We start from the raw sequence: 20,360 nt of genomic DNA on the forward strand, positions 1-20,360 counted from the left end.
GTTTGAATCATAAACCACAGGGTCGTGTCATGTCTTCTGAATCTTCCATCCATACCCGTTTACAGCATCTGGGCACGGCGCCGTGTGATGCGCAGCATCCGGTGGCGCCGGTGGGCTTGCCGTCCATCCGCACCAGTACCGTGAGGTTCAATACGGTTGAAGATCTGGAAAATACCTATAAACGCAAAAGCCGGGGCGAACGACTGGTCACTTATGGTCGCATGGGCATGGAAACCCACGCGGCGCTGGAAGATGTCTTCTGCGCACTCGAAGGCGGGCAACGTGTTTTTCTGGCCTCGTCAGGGCTGGGCGCCATCAGCATGGCATTGCTGTCACTGCTGAGTGCGGGAGAGCATATGCTGGCGGCCGATTGCGTGTACGGACCGGTTTATCATTTGAATAATACTGTGCTGCAACGTATGGGGATAGAAGCCACCTTTACATCGGCCAGGGACCCGCAGGCGCTGGAGCAGCATCTGAAGCCAAACACCAAAATACTGTATGTGGAAGCCCCTGGGTCTTTGCTTATGCAGATGCTGGATATGCCGGCGCTGGCCGAATTTGCCCGTCGTCATGAGCTGATCCTGGTGACCGATAACACCTGGGGTTCCGGCTACGCCTATCAGCCGCTGGCCCTGGGCGCAGATGTGAGTATTGTGGCTGGTACCAAATACGTCGCCGGGCACTCGGACCTGATGCTGGGCGCTGTGATCGCGAACGACCCAGAGCTGATCAAAACCATCGACACCAATCAGTATGCGATGGGGTTTTCTATCAGCGCCGATGACGCCTGGCTGGCTATCCGGGGCGTACGTACTCTGCCGGTGCGCATGGAGCAGCACGCACGCAATGCACTGGCGGTCTGCGAGTGGCTGGCGCAGCAGTCTGTGGTGCGGCAGATTTTTCATCCGGCCTGGCCGCAGGATGCCGGTCACGCGTTGTGGAAGCGCGATTGCACCGGCTCTAACGGTTTAATGTCCGTCGCGCTAACCATGTCTGCCGATCAGGCGCGCACCTTTGTTAATGCGTTGACCTTATTCGGTATTGGCTATTCCTGGGGGGGCTACGAAAGCCTGGTGCAGTGGGTTGATACCGGTGCATTGCGCAGTCATGCCTACTTTGACGCGCATGCGGGTGACAACGTGCAGGTGGTACGCCTGCACATAGGTCTGGAGTCTGTTGATGATGTGATTGCCGACCTGCAGCAGGCCATGCAGCAGGCGGGCGTGCTCTGACGCTTGCGGGGGCTCTTCAGGAGCCTGGTGGTCTATGCGGCGGGCGGCAAATTATCCGGCCTGCACGCTCATCAAACCGGCGATGGCCGGTAGCAGCAGTTCGGCCGATTGTGCCTGGCGGGTCAGCTTCAGGGCTGCAATCAACTGGTCACAGGCATAGCTGGCGGCGTCAACGAGCGACGCACCGCCAAGTAACTGGCCTGTGAGGGTAGCGCTGAACAGATCGCCGGTGCCTTTGGGCGACGCGTCGATGCGGGCATGACTTAATATTTTGTGTTCGTGGCGCGTGACCACGGCAACCAGCATCTGGTTATCGGGCCAGGCGGCCGGTGCGGCACTGGTGACCACAATCCATTGCGTGCGGCCGGTCAGCAAACGACGCGCAGCGGCGACCACGCCGTCGATATCCGATGCCGTGCTACCGGTGAGCTGTTGCAGTTCGAAGCCATTCGGCGTGAGTCCGTCAGCCAGTGGCAACAAATGGCGCGGGTAGGCGTCTGCCATATCCGGGCTGACATATTGGCCGGTGTCGTGGTCGCCCAGAACGGGATCAATCACGACCTGCAGGGCGGGACGTACTTTGAGAAGACGCTCTATCCATGTCGCTAATAACTGTGCCTGCTGCGGACTGCCCATATAGCCGGTCAGAACGGCACGTACCTGCGTCAGTGCATGACGGGCGAAAAGGTCGTCCAGATACCCGCCGAACCAGTCCGCAGGGATGGCGCCACCGTGAAACGAGGGGTAGTGCGGGGTGTTGCTGAAGACCACGGTCGGAACAGTGGCCACAGTCAGACCCTGGGCCTGGAGTGCAGGTACTGCGACGTTGTTGCCTACCCGTCCATAGACCACTTGCGACTGGACGGATACCACGTCAATAGCGAGTGGGCGCAGCGCAGACCCCGGATCGGTAGTCGAATGGGTAGTGACGCCGGGTTCAGCGGGATTGTTCAACGCACTTCTCCTTGTTCTGCAGAGGGCCAGTAATAGGCATCGGGCGTGGCGCGTGCGCCAAAAATAGCCTGGCCAACGCGAACCACGGTTGCGCCTTCTTCAATGGCAATTTCGTAGTCGCCCGACATGCCCATGGATAGTTCATCCAGTGCGATGCCTTCGGGGGCGTCCTGACGCAGTCGTTCACGCAGTTCACGCAGCAGGGTGAAACAGCTGCGCACGCGTGGGGCTTCGGCCGATAGCACGGCCAGCGTCATCAGGCCGCGTACCCGCAGGGCGGAAAAAGCGGGTAACTGTTGTAGAAAGGCGGACACTTCTTCCGGCGGCAGGCCATATTTACTGGCTTCTCCTGATGTATTGACCTGTACAAACACATCAAGTCCGCGGCCCTCGGCCTGCAGACGCCGTTCCAGCGCGTCGGCGACACGCAGGCTGTCCAGTGCCTGAAACTCGCTGGCAAAGCGCGCCACCAGCTTGGCTTTGTTGGTCTGCAAATGCCCAATGACTGACCAGCGCAGATCAGTCAGATCTGCCATTTCTTCCCACTTGCGGTAGGCTTCCTGGGGTTTGTTTTCACCAAACTGGCGACAGCCGGCCGCATAGGCCAGACGCAGGTTTGCCTCGGGCTTGGTCTTGCTGACCGGCAGCAGACGTACACTGGCCGGATCGCGTCCGACGCGCTGGCAGCAGGCCTGGATGCGTGCCTGAACCGCCGCCAGATTATGGCGGAAGTCGTCAACAGATTCGGCTTGCGGCCAGTGGCCGTGCTGATCATGCTGGGTTTGGGTGTCTAAGGCAGCCGATGTGGGAGCCGATGTGGTGGTAGGTGTGTTCATATGTCATCTCGCTGCTGGCAGGCCGGTTGTATTCCGTGCAGCGCAGGCGCTGCAACCATCGTGCAAACGAGCCGGCACCATCGGAGCCTGGCGCACCCTGAGAGGCGTGCGCAGCTCGGATGCCCCATTGCTGGTGTTTACTTTTTCTCTGCCAGAACCTGGTCAAGCAGTTTTTGCGCCTGGGTAATGCTGGACGCATAGTCGCCCGTCATGCCTGGTGAGGTCACGTATTTGCCGCCAATGGCAAAAGAAGGCGTGCCTTCAATTGCGTAGGTATCGGTCATTTCTGTTGCGCGTTTGACTTTGGCCGTTACACCGAAAGAGTCGAACGCAGCGGTAAAGGCCGCTTTATCGATGCCCTGGGTTGCAGCCCAATCGATAATGGCATCTTTGGTAAAGAGTTTTTTGCCTTCCTTGTGAATGGCGTTGAATACTTTCGGATGCAGGTCAAGCTTGTCCAGTGCTTCCAGTGAGTAATACAGTTGCTGCATGGGTTGCATGGCGGCGTTGAAAGCGACCGGAACACGGATGAATGCAACATTGGCAGGCAAGGTTTTTACCCATTCTTCCACCATTGGTTCCATGTCTGCACAATGCGGGCAGCTGTAGGCGAAAAATTCCATCACTTCAACTTTGTCACCGGAGCCGGAAGGCTGGGCGGTATTCAGGGTTTTGAATGCCGGTCCGGACTGGGCCATGACGGGAACAAAGGCTGCTGCGCCGGTAAGCAGGGCGGCAGATACGAAACGGAGCACAATGGAGGATGATTTCATAGTCTGTTTGTGTAATGGTTGATGATCGGGCAATGATGCCTGCGAGCCGCCAATAGAGCCGACGGTACTGCATTAGGACAGGCTGTGCCCCGTAAAGTTCCCCGCGGGTCGTGACCAGAACTAGCGCACAATGGTGGAGTTGATTTTCGCCCCCGAGAGCTGGGCACGGGATTCACTCAGTTCCTTGTCGCTATCGAAGGGGCCGATACGTACGCGGTTCACGTCCATATTGTTCACCCTGGCTTTCTGGATTTGTACGTTAAAGCCCATCATGATCATGCGCGCACGGAAGGCGTCGGCCTCTTTTTCATCGCGGTAGGAACCCACCTGCAGGTAACGTGGTGCGCCGCTGCGCGACTGTGCGGCGGGTGCGGTTGTGGCTGCTGCCGTTTTGGGAGTGGTGCTCTGGCTTGCGGTTGTTGGCTCGTTTCGGGAAGCAGCCTGGCTTGTGGCTGGCGCCCTGGTTGCGGGCGTTTTGTCGCCAGGCAGCGTGTTAATCAGCGACGCGATCTGGTCGTCATCTGCTTTGGGTGCTGTTTTTGCTGGCGGTGTGGTGGGTTGTGTGGCAGAGGGCAGCGAGCCGCCAGCCGTAAATGGCATATCGCCGGCGTTCTCCGGAATGCCTAGCAGCGGGGGCAAGGGCTCGATTTTCTGGCGTGTCGGAGGCTGTTGCGCAGAATTGATGCTGCCGTCACTGTTCATCCATGCGTTTGGATCAATCAGTGTTTTGCCCTGGCTCGGTGCGGTCTGGCCGGTGAATGCGCCAGGCTGCCCGTTGGCCGGTTGCCGGTGATCCTGAATGGGAGATGGCGAACGCATAATCATGAACGCAGCGACGGCAGCCACTGACAGGCCGATGATCAGGCCCAGCAGGACAGACGAAAATGTCATGCCGTTGCCGGAAGAGGATCGGGTGCTGCGGGCGGCGGGGCGTTTCTTGCGTGTAGCCATAGTGGAACAGTCTCGCTTACATTTGCTGGGGTGCGGACACACCCAGCAGATCAAGGCCATTGGCAATGACCTGACGGGTGGCATCGGCCAGACGCAGCCGCGCACGTTTCAATTCGATATCGTCAATCATGATGCGTTCGGCGTTGTACCACGAATGGAAATCGGCGGCACATTCCTGCAGCCAGAACGCCACCTGATGCGGTGACAGTTCCTGGCCTGCTGTTTGAATCAGGCCGGGCAGTTCTGCCAGGCGCTTGAGCAGCGTGATTTCCGTTGGGGCGACCAGCCTGCTGCTGTCGGCGCTGGCCAGACTGTCGGTCAGGTCTGCCGAATCACGCAGCAGTTTGCAGATACGCGCATGTGCATACTGGACATAATATACCGGATTCTCTTCGCCCTTCGCCAGCGCCAGGTCAATATCAAACACAAATTCAGTGTCTGCCTTGCGCTGGATTAAGAAGTAGCGAACCGCATCCTGTCCGACCCAGTCGATCAGGTCGCGCATGGTGACATAACTGCCGGCGCGCTTGGATATTTTAACTTCCTGTCCGTTGCGCATGACTTTGACCATCTTGTGCAGAATATAGGACGGGTAGGTTTTGGGAATACCCAGATCGAGTGCCTGCAGGCCGGCGCGCACGCGGGCGATGGTGCCGTGGTGATCGGTGCCCTGAATGTTGATGGCGTGGGTATAGCCTCGATTCCATTTGGTCACGTGATAGGCGACATCGGGCACGAAATAGGTGTAGCCGCCGTCAGCCTTGCGCATGACCCGGTCTTTATCGTCGCCGGTGCCCAGCTCTGTCGTTTTCAGCCACAGGGCATCTTCATGCTCGTAGGTGTAGCCGCTGGCGATGAGTTTGCTGACGGTCTCTTCCACCTTGCCGTCGCTATAGAGCGAACTTTCAAGATAGTAGTTGTCAAATTTCAGTCCGAAAGCCTGCAGATCGAGATCCTGCTCGCGGCGCAGGCAGGCAACGGCGAACTGGCGGATGTCTTCCAGCGCGTCCAGATCGCCGGTGGCGGTAATGCTGCGACCATCGGCTTCTACCGTGGCCTTGTTGACGTAATCATGCGCAATATCGGCAATATACTCGCCACGATAGCCATCACTGGGGTAGGCCGCATCGTCCGGGCTGATGCCGCGGGCGCGGGCCTGCGTGCTGACCGCCAGGTTATGGATCTGGTTACCGGCATCGTTGTAATAGAATTCGCGCAATACATCGTAGCCGCCGGCATCAAGCAGACGGCAGACACAGTCGCCCAGGGCCGCCTGGCGGGCATGGCCCACGTGCAGGGGACCGGTGGGGTTGGCCGACACAAACTCCACAATGACTTTTTCGTTGCGCCTGGCGGCATTGCCGTACTGGCTGCCCTGCTGCGCAATGGCCTGCAGGACCTGCTGGTGCGTTGCCTGTGTCAGGCGCAGGTTGATAAAGCCGGGTCCGGCCACATCGGCCGATTCCACAACGCCGGCAGCAGCCGGATTGGCCAGTACATGGGCGACAATCTCCTGGGCCAGTTCACGCGGATTCCGGCGGGCGGGCTTGGCGATTTGCATGGCAACGTTGCTGGCAATATCGCCATGGTCGGCCTGCTTGGGGCGTTCCAGTTTGATTACCGGGCTGGCCTCGGGAAGAATATGGTGAACGGCTGCCTGAAGCAGCGAAAGTAGGTGTTGTTGCAGCTCGGGGAGCATGGCGTCCGGGGGGTGGGAAAAAGTCAGATTTTACCATACCTGGCCTGTCTGTAACTCAAAGCCCGCGGTTTCCCGCAGCCATCGGGCATAGGCCTGGATATCCGCAAGACCAACGATCGGCTGGCTGATCAGCGCTGCCTCGTGACCGGGTGCCACCGCCATCATGTTGCCGTAAAACAGGTCTGCTGCGGTCAGCGGCCGGGTTCGCGGCAGGTCTCGCTCAATAAACTGTTCTACCTGCATGCGCCGGGACCTGCCGATACTCGCAGACTGATGCTGGCGGATCGAGCGCCGATCCGGCCCCTCCATTTCGCGGTCGGTCCTGAGTGATTCGCTGGCCGGATCCTGCCACTCATAGCGCATGAGATTGTTATGTACCAGCGGATTGCGGATGCGCAGGGCGGCAGCAGGCAGCGGCCGCCAGGATACGCCAGCCGCCCGTCCCTGCTGGTACATCCATTGCAGCACGACGTTGCCCAGATCGCCGGGCAGGCCGGTTGCATTGGCCACATGGGTGGTATCCGTCGCCTGAATGGAACCGCCCATATCGGAATGGTTGCCCATAAAGCCCACCTCGTGGAACTGCGCAAGCCCGCTGTTGCCGATGGAGGTTAAGGGGAAGATATTGTTGTGTTCATTTAAGGCGACGGCGTGGGCCACCCACTGCCAGGCGGGCGACACCTGATAGTTGTAGGCGGCGTTGTTCGCCCCCAGCACGCCAAGCTGCGTGACGGTATCGAACAGCCCCATGAAACGCAAATTCAGGCAGGCACTCACGGTCATGAAGGCATCCGGTGTTTGTCCGTTGTTCGTATAGGGTGTGTGCACCTGTACGCTGAACAGGCCGTTTTGAGTGTGCTGCAGAATCTGGTTCGCAAAAATGCGTGCTGCTGCCGCGCCGCGCGAAAAGCCGATCACATCTATGGGGATATAGCCGTCGGCGTTGCGCAGTGAGAGGCCGTTAGTGAGCAGGGTGTTGATCAGGCGGTGCATCTGGGTGCGTACAATGCCGGCCACCGATTCACCGGCCATGGCATCTGCCGGGCGCAGCAACACACCCAGCGGACCCAGAACATAGGGGTTTTGCAGGGGGTTGGTCGCGCCATAGACTGCCGGTTCAGCGAATGCATGCATGCCGTCGCTGGTGCCCGGGCCGCCAATGTAATGCACCGGACCTGCATCGTACAGCTGCTGCAGCTTATACACATTCGAATTGGTGGCGCGGCCCTGGTTGCGGGTACCATCGAAGGCAAATAACAGCAGGCCCAGTGGATCTACATAACGACGCGGCTGCCCGGCCGCGTATCCGAGTGGATCGGTGCCGGGAACGGGGCCTATCGGGTCGGGCTCCAGATAGTGGCCAAAAGCCGGGTCGTAGGTGCGATAGATATTATCGAACCAGCCGGTCGCCGTATCTTCAAGCTGGCCCGGATAGCGCAAGGGCATTGGCAATTGAGCGATCAGTGGCGTCATTTTGCCTTCCGGCTCCGGGCGGGCCAGCCAGACGGGTTGCGCCTGTCTGTTGGTGACCGCCAGTGGCAACCCCTGAGTATCGGTGTGGATAAAGTGCAGTGTTCCGGCCGCTTGGTTGCGCAACAGAGGGCGCAGCTTAGCGTGAACCGTTGAGTCTGTTGCTTGTGCGAAAGAGGGCTGCGGTATTGCCTGGAAGGCAGCCGGCGTTGCGTATTCGATAAAGGCAACGGGAATGGCGCCCGCATAAATGTAGCGTCGTGAAATAGCACCCCGGCTCGGGACCCGCAGTGGTGCGCCCGTGGGCACTGACCAGTGGCCAACGACCCGATTGTCCTGATAATAAAAATGAGTAAACGCCTGCAGGTCTTGGCGCGCAATCCGGTGGCCCAGGCCATTATGCAGATTTCGCAAAATACGCTGACCCTGCCGGTAGACTTGTGCCAGGCGACGGTTAACACTGTAGTGCGTTTCCAGACTGCCTACGCGAACTGGCAAGCCGCTGGCATCGCGGCTGATGTGGCTGCGCTGTGTGCGTTGCCCGTCAAAGCGCGCAATACGGGCGCCGCTGTCGTCCCATGCGTACCATACGCGCCGCTTGCCGGCAGCCACCGGTGCACGTGACAATTGTCCTTTGGGATAGCGGTAACGCTGCTCGACCATGCCGGCCAGTCGCTGCTGTTTACCGTAGAAATAAGATCGCCTGATGGCGCTGGCGACCGCCGGAAAATAGTAATCTTCGCCCAGGATGTGTCCGTCGCGGCCGGTTTGTCGTTCCAGACCCAGAATCGGACGCTGGGCTGAGCCGGTATGGGCGATGAAATGCAAGTGCTGACGACGACCGGCGGGATCCTGCCGGTACTGCATCCGGATCTGATTGCCGAAGGTGGCATCGCCCGTTGCATTGACCTGCAAAACGAGGTGCTGGCGCTGACTGGCGTCTTCCCACACAATGCTGCGCAGTTGCTGGTCGGGCGTGTAGGTGTAACGCAACCGGCCGCCTTCGGGCAGCAGGTGGATTGTCTGGTCCGCCTGCGGATCACGCAGAAAGATATCCTCATAACGGACCCGGTAAGGGTTGGCCGGGGTACCGGGCCGGGAGGTGCGGATACGCAGGACGCCGCGTAGCCAGTCTACGGTGTGTGTCCGGGTTTCGTTGGCATGTGCCAGCGTCACGCCACCGTCTTTTATGTAATCAATGGTCGTTTGTGTATGGGCCGATGAGTGGCGTTTCGGGTCCTTGCCATTGGCAGGCTCCAACGCGGCAGGCGCCCGGGAGGCCCGGGCGGCGCGCAGGCGTTGCTGCGCATCATACTCGTATGACCAGTGCACGCCGTTGGCAAAGGTCTGGGCAGTGGCTTGTCCCTGATCGTTGTACTGAGTTCGCTGATTGCCGGTGAGTGCGCTGGACCATGACGTTTCGCGCCCCTGCTGGTCAAAACGCAATTGCAGGTCCGGCCATGGCCCATGAGGCAGGCTCAGTTGCGCAGGCATGCCGTTAGCATAGCGGGTGATATCCAGGCCATTGATGTATGTCAGCCGTCCCTGCTCATCATAGGTCGCCTGCAACCCCGGCGCGGCGCAGCCGATGCAGCCGTGCCCCTTCACCGATTCAAGCAGATGACGACCGTGCATGTGTCGCCAGATAAAGCGCGTCTGGTGGCCGTCTGCGTCTGTGACGCGGGTGATGCTGCGCTGAGGGCCGGCAGTGCCATAGCTGAACAACTGGGTTCCCGGTCCGACCGGCAGATCATGCAGCACGGCGCGGATCACTTTGCCGCTGCTGTCATATTGCCAGGTTCGCAGCCGGTAGGGTTGCAGGCCTGGCAGAGTCGTGCCAGGCCCCGTGTAGCCGGCCAGGGTGGGTGCGATGGAGTGGGGTAGCGGAAAATCCGGTACAGGCAAGTCGTTCACAAAGGGTTGATTGCTGGCGCGATCATCAGGGCGGGGCAGGATCGCCATGCCCGTCAATTTGTATGGATCGCCGCCCTGATAGACCCGTTCATACAGGTAGAGCGTTTGCTTGCCGTCAGTCGTGGAGGCGGACACCAGACGCCCGGCAGGTATGTCATAGCGATATCGGATGGTTCCTTGTGGCGTATCGATCCGGGTCAGGCGCGCGCGAACCGGTTTGTGCGCGTCCTGATTGTAATGAAAAACCAGCGCGCGGCCGGCCCGACTGGTTACCCGAAGGATTCGATCGGCAAAAAGCGAGGCACGGCTGTGTCGCTGTATATACAACTGATGTCCATTTACGTTTACCGTCGTGAGTAAGCCCTGGCTGTCAAAAGTGATGCTGCTGCCATCCGGCCATTGCCAGACCCAGCGATTTCCAGCGAGGATGAGCCGTCCATGGGAAGGTTCAATGGCGGGCGCAGTGCTGCCGTGCCGCTTGCCAAAACGGATGCGGGAACCGTCGGCCTGAGTGATTTGCAGACCGTCGTGCGTACGCTGCAGATAAATATCGAAATTATGTCGCCAGCCGGCACCCATTCCCAGGTCTGCTCGATCCATGGCGTTATAGCTGCGCATCACCAGCAGGCCGTCATTGCCCGGCGGTACATCAACCGTTTCCTGGTATTTGTTGCCTGTGGCCAGATTCACCGGATTGCCGGCGCCGCTATTGATGGTCGACTCACTGGCGCCCAGTGTGAATGGATTATTACTGCGGCACGGATGACCGTTGCCCGTAGCCGGGCGCAGGCATTGTGCAATATTTGCTTGTTCGGCAACGGCCTCTGGGGCAAAATGGAGCATGCCTGCAAACACCAGAACCAGGTGCGAGACGGCAGGAAAAATTGAGCGAGGATGGGTTCGCATATGACCAATAACCTGAAAAATGCGTATCATCACCTTTTGAACGTATTTGCAGTGGTCGCAGTCCAATAAAATATCTAATGAGGAAAACCGTTATGCTGATTACCTTTCGTTCGGATATAGCCGGAGATGTGCTGATGATGGCCGAACAGGCCAGGACGGTATTGCAGGCAGCAGGGCGTGAATATGAGACTGTGCCTGAAATGGGCGTCTTTACCGTGACCCAGCTGGAAGAGGCTATCCGTCAGCTGGAGCAGGCCATCAATGCCGATCCGGATTCTGCCCCTGATCATCAGTTTGATGACAAGGACCGCCAGGAAGAGGATGACGAGATTGCCGTGCATCCTATTAGCGAAAATGTGAGCCTGCGTCGTCGCGCCTATCCATTGCTGGACATGATGCGTCAGGCCAGGGCCGCAGGCAAGGAAGTGGTCTGGGAAAGAGGCAGCGCCTGGTAAACAGGGCAGACGGCCCCGTTGCTGATTCTCTCGGCAACGCGCCGGAACCGCGCTTGTTACGGTAGGCAGGGTAAGGGTTGAGTCATGCGATGCCGGCGCACGCAGGCATCAGCCTTTTTTTGAATCGGCCTTCAGTTCAGGTGTGCCACGTAATGGCTTGCGCCCGACATAGTGCTGTTCGTTTTTACAATGGCGTGGATACACAGGAGCCCGTCCCTGCCGCAGGCAGATAACGGGCTCCTCTTGATCGCTTTTAGCGCCCGAGCGGCGCGTTAAGCAACTTCACGCAGTGCGGCGCCTTCTTTCTCCTGCTGGTTCAGGTGGCGATTGACTGCGCTCAGGACGGCAATAAATGACGCGGTCACGATGTCTTTATGAATGCCTACGCCAAAGCCGGTGGCAGATTCGCCAAGCCGCAGTTCCACATAGCAGACGGCCGATGTTTTCTCGCCAGACCCCATGGCATGTTCGTGATAGTCCATAAAGCGGATGGGCAGATTCAGGGCGTTGATGAAGGCTGAAATGGCGCCTTCGCCGCTACCTTCTACTGTTTTAACCTGACCGTCTACCTCAAGCTCAGCGCGGATGCTGAACTGGTCACCGCTTTCACCATCGGCCTTGCTGGTAATCTGGTGGCGCAACAGTTTCCATGGTGTGGTCTGTTTCAGATACTCTTTTTCAAAGATGTCGAATACGGCATTGCCATTGACTTCCGTACCGGTTTCATCGGTCACGCGCTGGATGGCGCGGGAAAATTCAATCTGCAGACGACGTGGCAGGTTCAGGCCACGTTCGTTTTCCAGAAGATAAGAGACACCACCTTTACCCGACTGGCTGTTTACGCGGATAACCGCATCGTAGCTACGTCCGAGGTCGGCTGGATCAATCGGCAGGTAGGGTACTTCCCAGACGCCGTCGGCTTTTTGTACAGCAAAGCCTTTCTTGATGGCATCCTGGTGCGAACCCGAGAAGGCGGTAAATACCAGGTCGCCCGCGTAGGGGTGACGTGGGTGCACCGGCAACTGGTTGCAGTATTCTGCAGTGCGGCGTACGTCGTCAATGTCGGAGAAATCCAGGCCGGGGTGAATACCCTGGGTGTACAAATTGAGTGCCAGCGTGACCAGACACACGTTACCCGTACGTTCGCCACTGCCAAACAGGCAGCCTTCGATACGATCGGCACCGGCCATCACGGCCAGCTCAGCGGCAGCGACTGCCGTGCCACGGTCATTATGCGGGTGCACGCTAACGATCACGCGATCGCGGTTATTGACATTGTTGCAGAACCATTCGATCTGGTCTGCGTACATATTGGGGGTGGTGGCTTCGATCGTGGCCGGCAGGTTGAACACGATCCGGTCTGTTGCGCTAGGCTGCCATACGTCGGCGACGGCGTTGCACACTTCTACCGCAAATTCCGGTTCGGTGGTGCTGAATACTTCAGGAGAGTATTCGTAGCGCCATTTGGTTTCGGGATGACGGCTCACCGCCTGCTTGATCAGTGCCGTACCGGTGGTGGCGATGTTTTTGACCTCGTCTTTGTTCATGTTGAAGACGATTTTGCGGAAAGCGGGGGCGCAGGCATTGTACAGGTGAACCATGGCCTGGCGGGCGCCGGCGGCCGCTTCAACTGTCCGGTTGATCAGATCTTCACGTGACTGGGTGAGCACGATGATCAGTACATCGTCGGGAATATGGTTTTCTTCGATCAGGAGGCGAACGAAGTCAAAATCGGTCTGGGAAGCAGAGGGAAAGCCGACTTCAATTTCTTTGAAGCCGATTTTGACCAGGTGTTTGAAAAAACGCAGCTTGCGCTCGATGCTCATGGGCTCGATCAGGGACTGGTTGCCATCGCGCAGATCGGTGCTCATCCAGATGGGCGGATGCTCGATTTTTTTGCCGGGCCATGTGCGTTCCGAGAAATCGCGTTCGAACGCCTTGAAGGGGATGTATTTGGAAGCGGGGTTGGAGATCATGATGCACCTATTTTTGGGGAGAATCCCGGTGCGAACAGACTGGAGTTAAGCAGCGACGCCGGGATTCAGAATAATAAAACGGAATCCTTGTGGCTTGTACAGGGGCTGTCGAACTGCCACGAACGCTCTAGGCTCGACAACCGATCGCTAGCAGTAGCAGAGAAGAAGATAGGGCAACAGCAGAAAGCGTTGCTTCGGGTGTAGCGGCAGCCCACAACTTAGCCGTGGCGCAAACTGTGTTGCGACCGGTTAAAGCGTGACGAGAAAATGCAGGCTGGCTGTTCATTGCTTAACTATAAGAAAAATTACCCCGGCGCGCAAGTGTTTTTTCTACTTACGCTCCGGTAATGACGCTTTTGCTCAGGTAATCGTATGTTTGACCTCATCGCGAGGCGGACGCTCGTGCGTGGCTTCGGCGCGGCCAATGGTGGGTTCGGTTTGCTCGGACGTGGACACCGTTGGCTGCGCTTTGGCCGGTTCCTCTGAAATGCTCGGTTCGTTCTGTGCGCGTGTTGCCACATTGTTTGCGGCATCGGCCGGGCGTTCTGGCTCGGATTTCTCGGCGGTTTCAGTCTTTGCCGGGGGGGACGGTTTAGCGCTGGCGTTGGCTGGCTCAGCATCCGCTTTGGGCGATGTAGCGGCGGTACTGGCTGCCGCTGCACTGGTAACGGGCGCTGCCGGACGGCGCTCAGTCTCGATGGTGGGGCGCGCCACGGGTTGTGCTTGCAGGGTTGGTACCAGACCGGCCTTATCCTGCGCCAGGGGTTCGGTCCGTGTCGTCGCGATGCGATTGTCGGCCGCGATCACCGTACCAGGGCTCAGCAGTCGTTCCTGTTCCCGGATCTGGGCCAGCTTGCTGACCCGGTTATTGTCCAGTTCATCCTTGGTGTTTTTCAGGTTACCAATATTGATGGGTTCGCTGCGATCACGCCAGACCCATCCCAGCACGTCCCGGCCTTCTGGGGACAGGCTGCCGATCAATTGGGCCGCCGTATCGGCGGGCACTGTTTTGTAGGCAGCGCGCTCGACACTGCCGCTATACCATGAGCTCAGGAAGAAGTAGACGATCAGGGTTCCCAGCAGTACGACTGCCCACCACAGGTAAGTGTTAATACTTTGTAAAAAAGTAACCAGTTGTACGTTAAACTTGTTCAGGATGGCGTAGTCCTGGGCTGCGCCGAATTCAAGGATATTTGCGGCAACCCACAGCCAAATCACAATTGTGACAATAATTACGGCGGCACGCATTATAATCCTTGGGGTAGCCAGTTTAAGCAGCGTTTTGCTGACCAATCTGGCATCATTTTGCTGAACCGCTGCATTACTGTATTTCATAGGTATTCCAAATCCGATATGCGTCATGCGTTAGAACTTCGAACTGGCCAGCAGTTGGTGCTGACCCCGCAACTGCAACAATCCCTGCGTTTGTTACAGTGTTCTGCGCTGGATCTCCAGACAGAACTGGCACAGGTGCTGCAAGACAATCCCATGCTTGAACTTGTCGATAATAACCAAATATCCGACGATAGTACAAATCCAAGCGAAAATGATGCCGAGCTTTTACAACAGGACTGGGCCTCGCAGTCTGGCCAGAAATCACGTGATGACGAGTATTTCCAACCGGAAACGGCGGTAGGACTGTCGCTTTCCGAGCATTTGCGGGAACAGCTGCGGCTGACCCACGCGTCGGAGCGCGATGTCAGCCTGGCCGAATACCTGATCGAAGAACTGGACGATAACGGGTACCTTATGTCCAGTCTGCAGGAAATTGTCACCTTGTTCTCGGAAGAGGCCGATGTCAGTGAAGATGATCTGGCGGTTGCCTTGCGTCTGCTGCAGTCATGTGACCCGGCAGGCGTGGGTGCACGTACGCTGTCCGAATGCCTGCTGCTGCAATTGAATGTCTCGTCCCTGGTTAACCCGCCGGAGCCCGAGGTGCTGGCCTGTGCGCGGCTTATTTGCGAACACGGGCTGGAGGCACTGGGACGTGCCGATATGGCGCAGCTGCGATCGGTCACCGGTGCAGATATTGACCGTATCCGTCAGGCTCATGCCCTGATCCGCCAGCTGGACCCCCGGCCCGGCAAGCAGTTCAGTACGCCAACGGCTGATTTTGCCGTACCGGACGTGCTGGTACGCAAAATAAACGGAGAATGGGTGCTGACCATTAATCAGGCGGTCATGCCCTCGCTGCGTATCAGCGAAGGCTACGAAAGTATGATTCGTCGTCTGGGCAAAGAGGCCGGTGCCGGCATGAGCGAACAACTGGCTGCTGCGAAAGGGTTTATGCGTCAGGTCAGCCAGCGTTTTACGACCATTCTGGACGTTTCCCGGGCCATTATGGACAAGCAGCGCGACTTTCTTGAATACGGCATGGCACGTCTGCAGCCTTTGACGCTGCGCGATGTGGCCGATGCGGTAGGCATGCATGAATCCACCATTTCCCGGGCCACAACGCAAAAATTCATCGCCACCCCCCATGGCGTATTCGAGCTGAAACGCTTTTTTGGCTCTGGCGTGGCCACTGACAGTGGCGAAAATGCATCCGCAACCGCCGTGCAAATCCGCATTCGTAACTATATTGAGGCCGAACCAGAGGGTAAACCGCTGTCGGACAGTCGCCTTACGGAGCTGCTGGCGCAGGAGGGCATTACCATCGCACGGCGCACCGTCGCCAAGTATCGAGAAGTGCTGGGCATTCCATCGGCATCGCTGCGCAAGGCGCGGGCCAGCCTGAATCAGGAATAGGGCTCGCAGGACGCGAGCCACCGTTAGCGACGACGGCGACGGCAGTAAACCGGTTTCTGTCCGGTCACGCATTGCGGGGCGCTGTCGGCCCCGGTGTGGTTACCAGATACCCCCGATCCTCGCGCACTGGCAGCCGCTTGCGTGCCGCGCCGGAGAATTTGCATAAAAATTGCCGTAACACCCTGAAAAAACAGCACTGCTGGGCTTTTTCACCAAACCCGATCCGGCACTTGCAACTTTCATGGGGATGGATGATAATAACTCTCATGTATATTTGCATTTGTAATGCCGTCACCGAAGATGCCGTTGTCAGCGCTATTTCCCAGGGCGCCAGCACGCTGAGTGACCTGCAACGAGAACTGGGCGTCGCCACCAATTGCGGGTGCTGCGCACAAATGGCCTGTAGCTATCTGGAGCGAGCGGCCTGTAGTGGCGCGCCTATTGCAAATGAAGGCGCCAATGACCATTGCGGCAAGGAAAAGTGCGATGCCCTGCCAACAGAGTCTGTGGTGCTCTGGCGTTCAGCAGCCTGACCGTCTGGTTGCCTGACCGCCTGATCACATTACGTTTTCAACACAATCGCTTCCCACCATTGACTCGTCGCGCCCGTTCTTTCTGGTTGTGTGGCGATAATGCAATATCAGTCCCGTCCTTTTAACCTCCGTCCGTACTTTCGCCTGTTTGCATGATGCCTGGCCAGGCCACTGCGAGGCGCCCATCGCACGACAGTGCTCTCGCCTTATCCTGGTTCGCAAGCGCAACATTGTCAGTGATTTTTCATCCGTAAATAGAGGGTTTCATTGCAGCCTTGGCAAGGGTTATATCGCAGCCTTTGCAAATTATCCTCAATAGCAAACGACAGCCAAAAGTGGATCCGCATTCGGGCCTGTCTGCTGAACAAAAACACTTTCATTTCCATTCTCATTTACCACCTGCAGGGCTTTTCCGGTAAAGCAGAGTAAAGCGTGTGTCTTCCCTTATAATTTCCCTTAATTGCACCACTGAGCTGCCTTCGCAGCCAATCAGCCGCTACTGAGGGTGCCACTCACCGCAAAGGAAACGATCATGAAAGGCGATAAGGACGTTCTAAAATTTCTGAATAAGCAACTGACTAACGAGCTGACTTCAATCAACCAGTATTTTCTGCACGCACGCATGGTTAAAAACTGGGGGCTGAATCGCTACAACAAAAGCGAATACCATACTTCCATCGAAAAAATGAAGAATGCCGATGCCATCATCGAGCGTATCTTCCTGCTTGAGGGTCTGCCTAACCTGCAAGACCTGCACAAGCTGCACATTGGTGAAAACGTACCGGAAATTCTCAAATGCGACCTGAAGATCGAGGTTGATAATCACCGTACGCTGACCGAAGCCATTGCGCACTGTGAGAGCGTGCGTGACTATGTCACGCGCGACCTGTTTCAGGAAAACCTGGAAGAGGTTGAAGAGCAGATCGACTGGCTTGAAACCAATATTGAACTGGTTGGTAAAATCGGTCTGGAAAACTATCTGCAAAGCCAGATGGGCGACAACGACTAATTGCAGTAAAAATGGGGCTGGACAGGCCCCTTCTGCTATGGGTTGAACGCCTACCCGTTCCGGTTATACCCGGCTGAGTGATGATAAAAAAACACCTTCAGGTGCCGTTCTGTGAACAGGCTCTGAAGGTGTTGTGTTATCTGCCAAACACGTTGGGTATGTGGCCCGCGTGGTGCTGGTGTACCAGAGCAGTGGGCGATCAGCGCGATGGGCAGTCGGACACATTACCCCATGCGTTGTTGGCGCCACAATACTGGTTGCGTACCCGTGACAGGCAGGACGGGCGATCAAAAAAGCCCAGTGCGCGACATTCACTCATGGCCTGGTGAAAGGCTGGTTCCCAATTGCCCGCTGGCGCATTACGACTGGCGCGTGGCGTACGCCGGATCGGCACCATGTCCTGGTTACTGTCGCTGGCCGTGCCGCCGTCAAGCGTATCGGTTGCTTCGCCGGTGGTTACTTCACTATTGGTTGTGGTAACGGCTTGTTCAATGGCCTGCTCGCCTTGCGCGGCATCAACATGCCACTGCACCGGATCCAGCTGTTTAGGAACACCCTGTGCGCCGCTCATGAGCGGCTGCTGTGGTTGCAGTTGAACCGGACGGCCCTGGGCATCTACCATGGGGTTCGGGTCGGACTCCGTGACGTTAGGCACATTGGCAGAGACCGGGGCGTGATCAATCAGCCAGTCACCCGCCTGCAGGCCACCCCATGTGGCTACGCCGGCCACAATGAGAAGGGACAAAAATAATAAACGCCAGGACATCTGCATACCTCGGTTATAGTTCGGCCAATTTTAGCCGTTTTCCCCAAATACTTTGCCGCCATGTTCACGCATGGCGTGAAAATTTATCTCCGGATTCAGTTCCTGCGCTACTCGCAACTGCGCGGGGGACGTAATCAGGAACGCCAGTGCATCCACCACATCGTAGGCAATATGTGCTGCATTGCTGTCGATGAACTTCTTAAGCGCTTTCGGGTTCTCGCTGGTGACCCAGCGTGCCATGGTATAACGCGATGGAATCATGCGGGCATCGGCGCCGTATTCCGTCTTAAGCCGATGCGCCACCACCTCGAACTGCAACTGACCGACCGCACCCAGCAGCAATGCGCCACCGGCCGCTTGCGGACGGAATACCTGAATCGCGCCTTCCTCGCCCAGTTGGGTCAGGCCGGTACGCAATTGCTTGGTACGCAGCGGATCCTTGACCTCGACCGCCTGGAACAGCTCCGGGGCAAAGAACGGCAAACCGGTAAACTGCAGAGACTCGCCTTCGGTCAGGACATCGCCCAGCTGCAGTACGCCATGGTTGGGGATACCAATCACGTCACCAGCATAGGCTTCGTCGAGCAGGTCGCGTCGCTGGGACAGGAACGACACCACGTTATTGGGGCGGATTTCCTTGCCGGTACGACTCACCTTCAGGCGCATGCCACGCTCAAAGCGACCGGAACTGACGCGAACAAACGCGACCCGGTCCCGATGCGCAGGGTCCATATTAGCCTGAACTTTGAATACCACCCCTGAAAATTTGGTTTCATCCGGTTGCACGACGCGCTGCAGGGCCTGTCGGGAACCGGGTTTGGGCGCCCATTCCACCAGCGTATCCAGCACTTCCTGTACGCCGAAGTTGTTGATGGCCGAGCCGAAAAACACCGGCGTCTGCCTGCCTGCCAGAAACGCTTCGTGGTCAAAGGATGGCGCGGCATCCTGCAGCAGATCAATCTCGTCTTTGGCTTTGTCGTATGCAGGACCGAAACGGCGGGCGATCTCGGGATTGTCCAGGCCGTCAATGATGTCTTCGTCATTGTTGCGACGTTCCTGACCGGCGCGGAAAACCCGCATGCGATTGCGCTGTATATCGAACACACCGCTAAATGACTTACCCATGCCGACAGGCCAGGAGAACGGCACGGCATCCATGCCCAGATGAGATTCGATTTCTGCCAGCAGATCCAGTGGCTCCTGGACTTCACGGTCCAGTTTGTTGATGAATGTAATGATGGGCGTGTTGCGTGCGCGGCACACCTGCAACAGGCGAATGGTCTGCGGCTCGACGCCGTTGGCGGCGTCAATCACCATCAGCGCGGCATCCACGGCGGTCAATACCCGATAGGTATCTTCAGAGAAGTCCTGGTGGCCCGGGGTGTCCAGTAGATTGATCACGCAGTCGCGGTATTCCATCTGCATGACAGAAGAGGCCACTGAAATTCCACGCTGTTTCTCAATTTCCATCCAGTCTGATGAGGCGTGCCGACTGGCTTTGCGCGCCTTGACGCTGCCGGCAATCTGAATCGCGCCCGCGAACAGTAGCAGTTTTTCGGTCAGCGTGGTTTTACCGGCATCGGGGTGAGAAATAATCGCAAAAGTCCGGCGACGGGCGACTTCCTGCGGAATGGAAAGGTTTGACATTGATGGCAATAATCTGGATGGTATGCGGAGGATGAGCCAGGCACATCGGCAGAGCGAGTATGCGCATAGCAAACCCGATATGTTAATCGTTATTCGCGATTTATTGGGGGGTTGGCGAGGACTGCCAACGACAAAATCACATAAGTTGAGCATTTTACCGCGTCCGACGCGGTGCCGGCCTTATCCGGGCGGCGGAAAGAAACAGTGCTGTCAGAGCAGGGTAGAACGGACAGATTTCCAATGGTTTCGTGGTGCTCTTTTCTATTTGAAAAATATTATCGCTTTAAAGCTATGGTTAACCCTAATTTAGAAGTGAATTGTATGCCAATCCAAAATATTAATATGAATCAATGGGTAATCATGGGGAATTAAAAATACAACGCAGCGCTTTGTTTTTTAAGATTCGGTTTTATTTATCGCTTACAAAGAAAAACACAATAAGACACACCAGGGGAATTCTGGCAAGCTACTCGCAATTGTTGGCTGAT

The 20,360-nt window shown here is 57.3% G+C and carries 15 protein-coding genes; 5 read left to right on the forward strand and 10 right to left on the reverse strand.

The window, feature by feature from the left end; all coding sequences use genetic code 11:
- Window positions 1-29: 29 nt before the first annotated feature.
- Window positions 30-1,235 (forward strand): trans-sulfuration enzyme family protein, encoded by a 1,206-nt coding sequence (locus MIM_RS01810; RefSeq protein ID WP_025371053.1) that lies wholly within the window; start codon window positions 30-32, stop codon window positions 1,233-1,235.
- A 51-nt stretch (window positions 1,236-1,286) separates the two neighbouring features.
- On the opposite strand, the gene pdxK is transcribed toward MIM_RS01810, so the two are convergent.
- The 6 genes from pdxK to MIM_RS01840 form a co-directional block, all read right to left on the reverse strand.
- Window positions 1,287-2,189 carry a pyridoxine/pyridoxal/pyridoxamine kinase gene (gene pdxK / locus MIM_RS01815; protein WP_025371054.1) on the reverse strand — a complete coding sequence of 301 codons (903 nt, stop codon included), beginning with the start codon at window positions 2,187-2,189 and terminating at the stop codon, window positions 1,287-1,289.
- Window positions 2,186-3,025 carry a YggS family pyridoxal phosphate-dependent enzyme gene (locus tag MIM_RS01820; protein WP_025371055.1) on the reverse strand — a complete coding sequence of 280 codons (840 nt, stop codon included), beginning with the start codon at window positions 3,023-3,025 and terminating at the stop codon, window positions 2,186-2,188. Before MIM_RS01820 ends, pdxK begins: the two co-directional genes overlap by 4 nt.
- Window positions 3,026-3,162: 137 nt before the next feature.
- The gene (locus MIM_RS01825; RefSeq protein WP_025371056.1) at window positions 3,163-3,798 is read right to left on the reverse strand and encodes a thiol:disulfide interchange protein DsbA/DsbL; all 636 of its coding nucleotides are present in this window, start codon (window positions 3,796-3,798) and stop codon (window positions 3,163-3,165) included.
- Window positions 3,799-3,918: 120 nt separating this feature from the next.
- Window positions 3,919-4,749 carry an SPOR domain-containing protein gene (locus MIM_RS01830; protein WP_025371057.1) on the reverse strand — a complete coding sequence of 277 codons (831 nt, stop codon included), beginning with the start codon at window positions 4,747-4,749 and terminating at the stop codon, window positions 3,919-3,921.
- 16 nt (window positions 4,750-4,765) lie between these two features.
- Window positions 4,766-6,448, reverse strand: a complete 1,683-nt coding sequence (gene argS / locus MIM_RS01835) for an arginine--tRNA ligase (RefSeq protein ID WP_025371058.1) — start codon at window positions 6,446-6,448, stop codon at window positions 4,766-4,768.
- Between the two features lie 30 nt (window positions 6,449-6,478).
- Window positions 6,479-10,738 (reverse strand): phospholipase effector Tle1 domain-containing protein, encoded by a 4,260-nt coding sequence (locus MIM_RS01840; RefSeq protein ID WP_158318685.1) that lies wholly within the window; start codon window positions 10,736-10,738, stop codon window positions 6,479-6,481.
- Between the two features lie 92 nt (window positions 10,739-10,830).
- Here MIM_RS01840 and MIM_RS01845 point away from each other — a divergent pair, with 92 nt between their 5' ends.
- Window positions 10,831-11,193: a DUF1840 domain-containing protein gene (locus MIM_RS01845; protein WP_025371060.1), complete on the forward strand. Its 363-nt coding sequence runs from the start codon at window positions 10,831-10,833 to the stop codon at window positions 11,191-11,193.
- Window positions 11,194-11,465: 272 nt separating this feature from the next.
- On the opposite strand, the gene leuA is transcribed toward MIM_RS01845, so the two are convergent.
- Complete coding sequence (leuA, locus tag MIM_RS01850; protein ID WP_025371061.1) at window positions 11,466-13,169, reverse strand: 2-isopropylmalate synthase; 1,704 nt, start codon at window positions 13,167-13,169, stop codon at window positions 11,466-11,468.
- Between the two features lie 360 nt (window positions 13,170-13,529).
- The gene (locus MIM_RS21945) at window positions 13,530-14,504 is read right to left on the reverse strand and encodes a hypothetical protein (protein ID WP_025371062.1); all 975 of its coding nucleotides are present in this window, start codon (window positions 14,502-14,504) and stop codon (window positions 13,530-13,532) included.
- 18 nt (window positions 14,505-14,522) lie between these two features.
- Between MIM_RS21945 and rpoN the strand changes: the two genes are divergently transcribed.
- The 3 genes from rpoN (at window position 14,523) to bfr (ending at window position 17,459) form a co-directional block, all read left to right on the forward strand.
- Window positions 14,523-15,917, forward strand: coding sequence for an RNA polymerase factor sigma-54 (rpoN, locus tag MIM_RS01860; protein ID WP_025371063.1), 1,395 nt, complete (start codon window positions 14,523-14,525; stop codon window positions 15,915-15,917).
- 266 nt (window positions 15,918-16,183) lie between these two features.
- Window positions 16,184-16,450 carry a (2Fe-2S)-binding protein gene (locus MIM_RS22355; protein ID WP_025371064.1) on the forward strand — a complete coding sequence of 89 codons (267 nt, stop codon included), beginning with the start codon at window positions 16,184-16,186 and terminating at the stop codon, window positions 16,448-16,450.
- 532 nt (window positions 16,451-16,982) lie between these two features.
- Window positions 16,983-17,459: a bacterioferritin gene (gene bfr / locus MIM_RS01870; protein ID WP_025371065.1), complete on the forward strand. Its 477-nt coding sequence runs from the start codon at window positions 16,983-16,985 to the stop codon at window positions 17,457-17,459.
- Between the two features lie 199 nt (window positions 17,460-17,658).
- Here bfr and MIM_RS01875 read toward each other — a convergent pair whose 3' ends face one another.
- Window positions 17,659-18,204: a hypothetical protein gene (locus tag MIM_RS01875; protein ID WP_144084571.1), complete on the reverse strand. Its 546-nt coding sequence runs from the start codon at window positions 18,202-18,204 to the stop codon at window positions 17,659-17,661.
- Between the two features lie 51 nt (window positions 18,205-18,255).
- The gene (locus MIM_RS01880; protein ID WP_025371067.1) at window positions 18,256-19,872 is read right to left on the reverse strand and encodes a peptide chain release factor 3; all 1,617 of its coding nucleotides are present in this window, start codon (window positions 19,870-19,872) and stop codon (window positions 18,256-18,258) included.
- Window positions 19,873-20,360 lie beyond the last annotated feature (488 nt).

The sequence above is a fragment of the Advenella mimigardefordensis DPN7 genome, from assembly GCF_000521505.1.
GTDB classification, from domain to species: Bacteria; Pseudomonadota; Gammaproteobacteria; order Burkholderiales; family Burkholderiaceae_B; genus Advenella; species Advenella mimigardefordensis.

Excerpts from the sequence above, each read along its gene's own strand:
- MIM_RS01810 (WP_025371053.1), top strand. The coding sequence starts at position 30 with ATGTCTTCTGAATCTTCCATCCATACCCGTTTACAGCATCTGGGCACG.
- MIM_RS01820 (WP_025371055.1), bottom strand. The coding sequence starts at position 3,025 with ATGAACACACCTACCACCACATCGGCTCCCACATCGGCTGCCTTAGAC.
- MIM_RS01825 (WP_025371056.1), bottom strand. The coding sequence starts at position 3,798 with ATGAAATCATCCTCCATTGTGCTCCGTTTCGTATCTGCCGCCCTGCTT.
- MIM_RS01830 (WP_025371057.1), bottom strand. The coding sequence starts at position 4,749 with ATGGCTACACGCAAGAAACGCCCCGCCGCCCGCAGCACCCGATCCTCT.
- argS (WP_025371058.1), bottom strand. The coding sequence starts at position 6,448 with ATGCTCCCCGAGCTGCAACAACACCTACTTTCGCTGCTTCAGGCAGCC.
- MIM_RS01840 (WP_158318685.1), bottom strand. The coding sequence starts at position 10,738 with ATGCGAACCCATCCTCGCTCAATTTTTCCTGCCGTCTCGCACCTGGTT.
- MIM_RS01845 (WP_025371060.1), top strand. The coding sequence starts at position 10,831 with ATGCTGATTACCTTTCGTTCGGATATAGCCGGAGATGTGCTGATGATG.
- leuA (WP_025371061.1), bottom strand. The coding sequence starts at position 13,169 with ATGATCTCCAACCCCGCTTCCAAATACATCCCCTTCAAGGCGTTCGAA.
- MIM_RS21945 (WP_025371062.1), bottom strand. The coding sequence starts at position 14,504 with ATGAAATACAGTAATGCAGCGGTTCAGCAAAATGATGCCAGATTGGTC.
- rpoN (WP_025371063.1), top strand. The coding sequence starts at position 14,523 with ATGCGTCATGCGTTAGAACTTCGAACTGGCCAGCAGTTGGTGCTGACC.
- MIM_RS22355 (WP_025371064.1), top strand. The coding sequence starts at position 16,184 with ATGTATATTTGCATTTGTAATGCCGTCACCGAAGATGCCGTTGTCAGC.
- bfr (WP_025371065.1), top strand. The coding sequence starts at position 16,983 with ATGAAAGGCGATAAGGACGTTCTAAAATTTCTGAATAAGCAACTGACT.
- MIM_RS01880 (WP_025371067.1), bottom strand. The coding sequence starts at position 19,872 with ATGTCAAACCTTTCCATTCCGCAGGAAGTCGCCCGTCGCCGGACTTTT.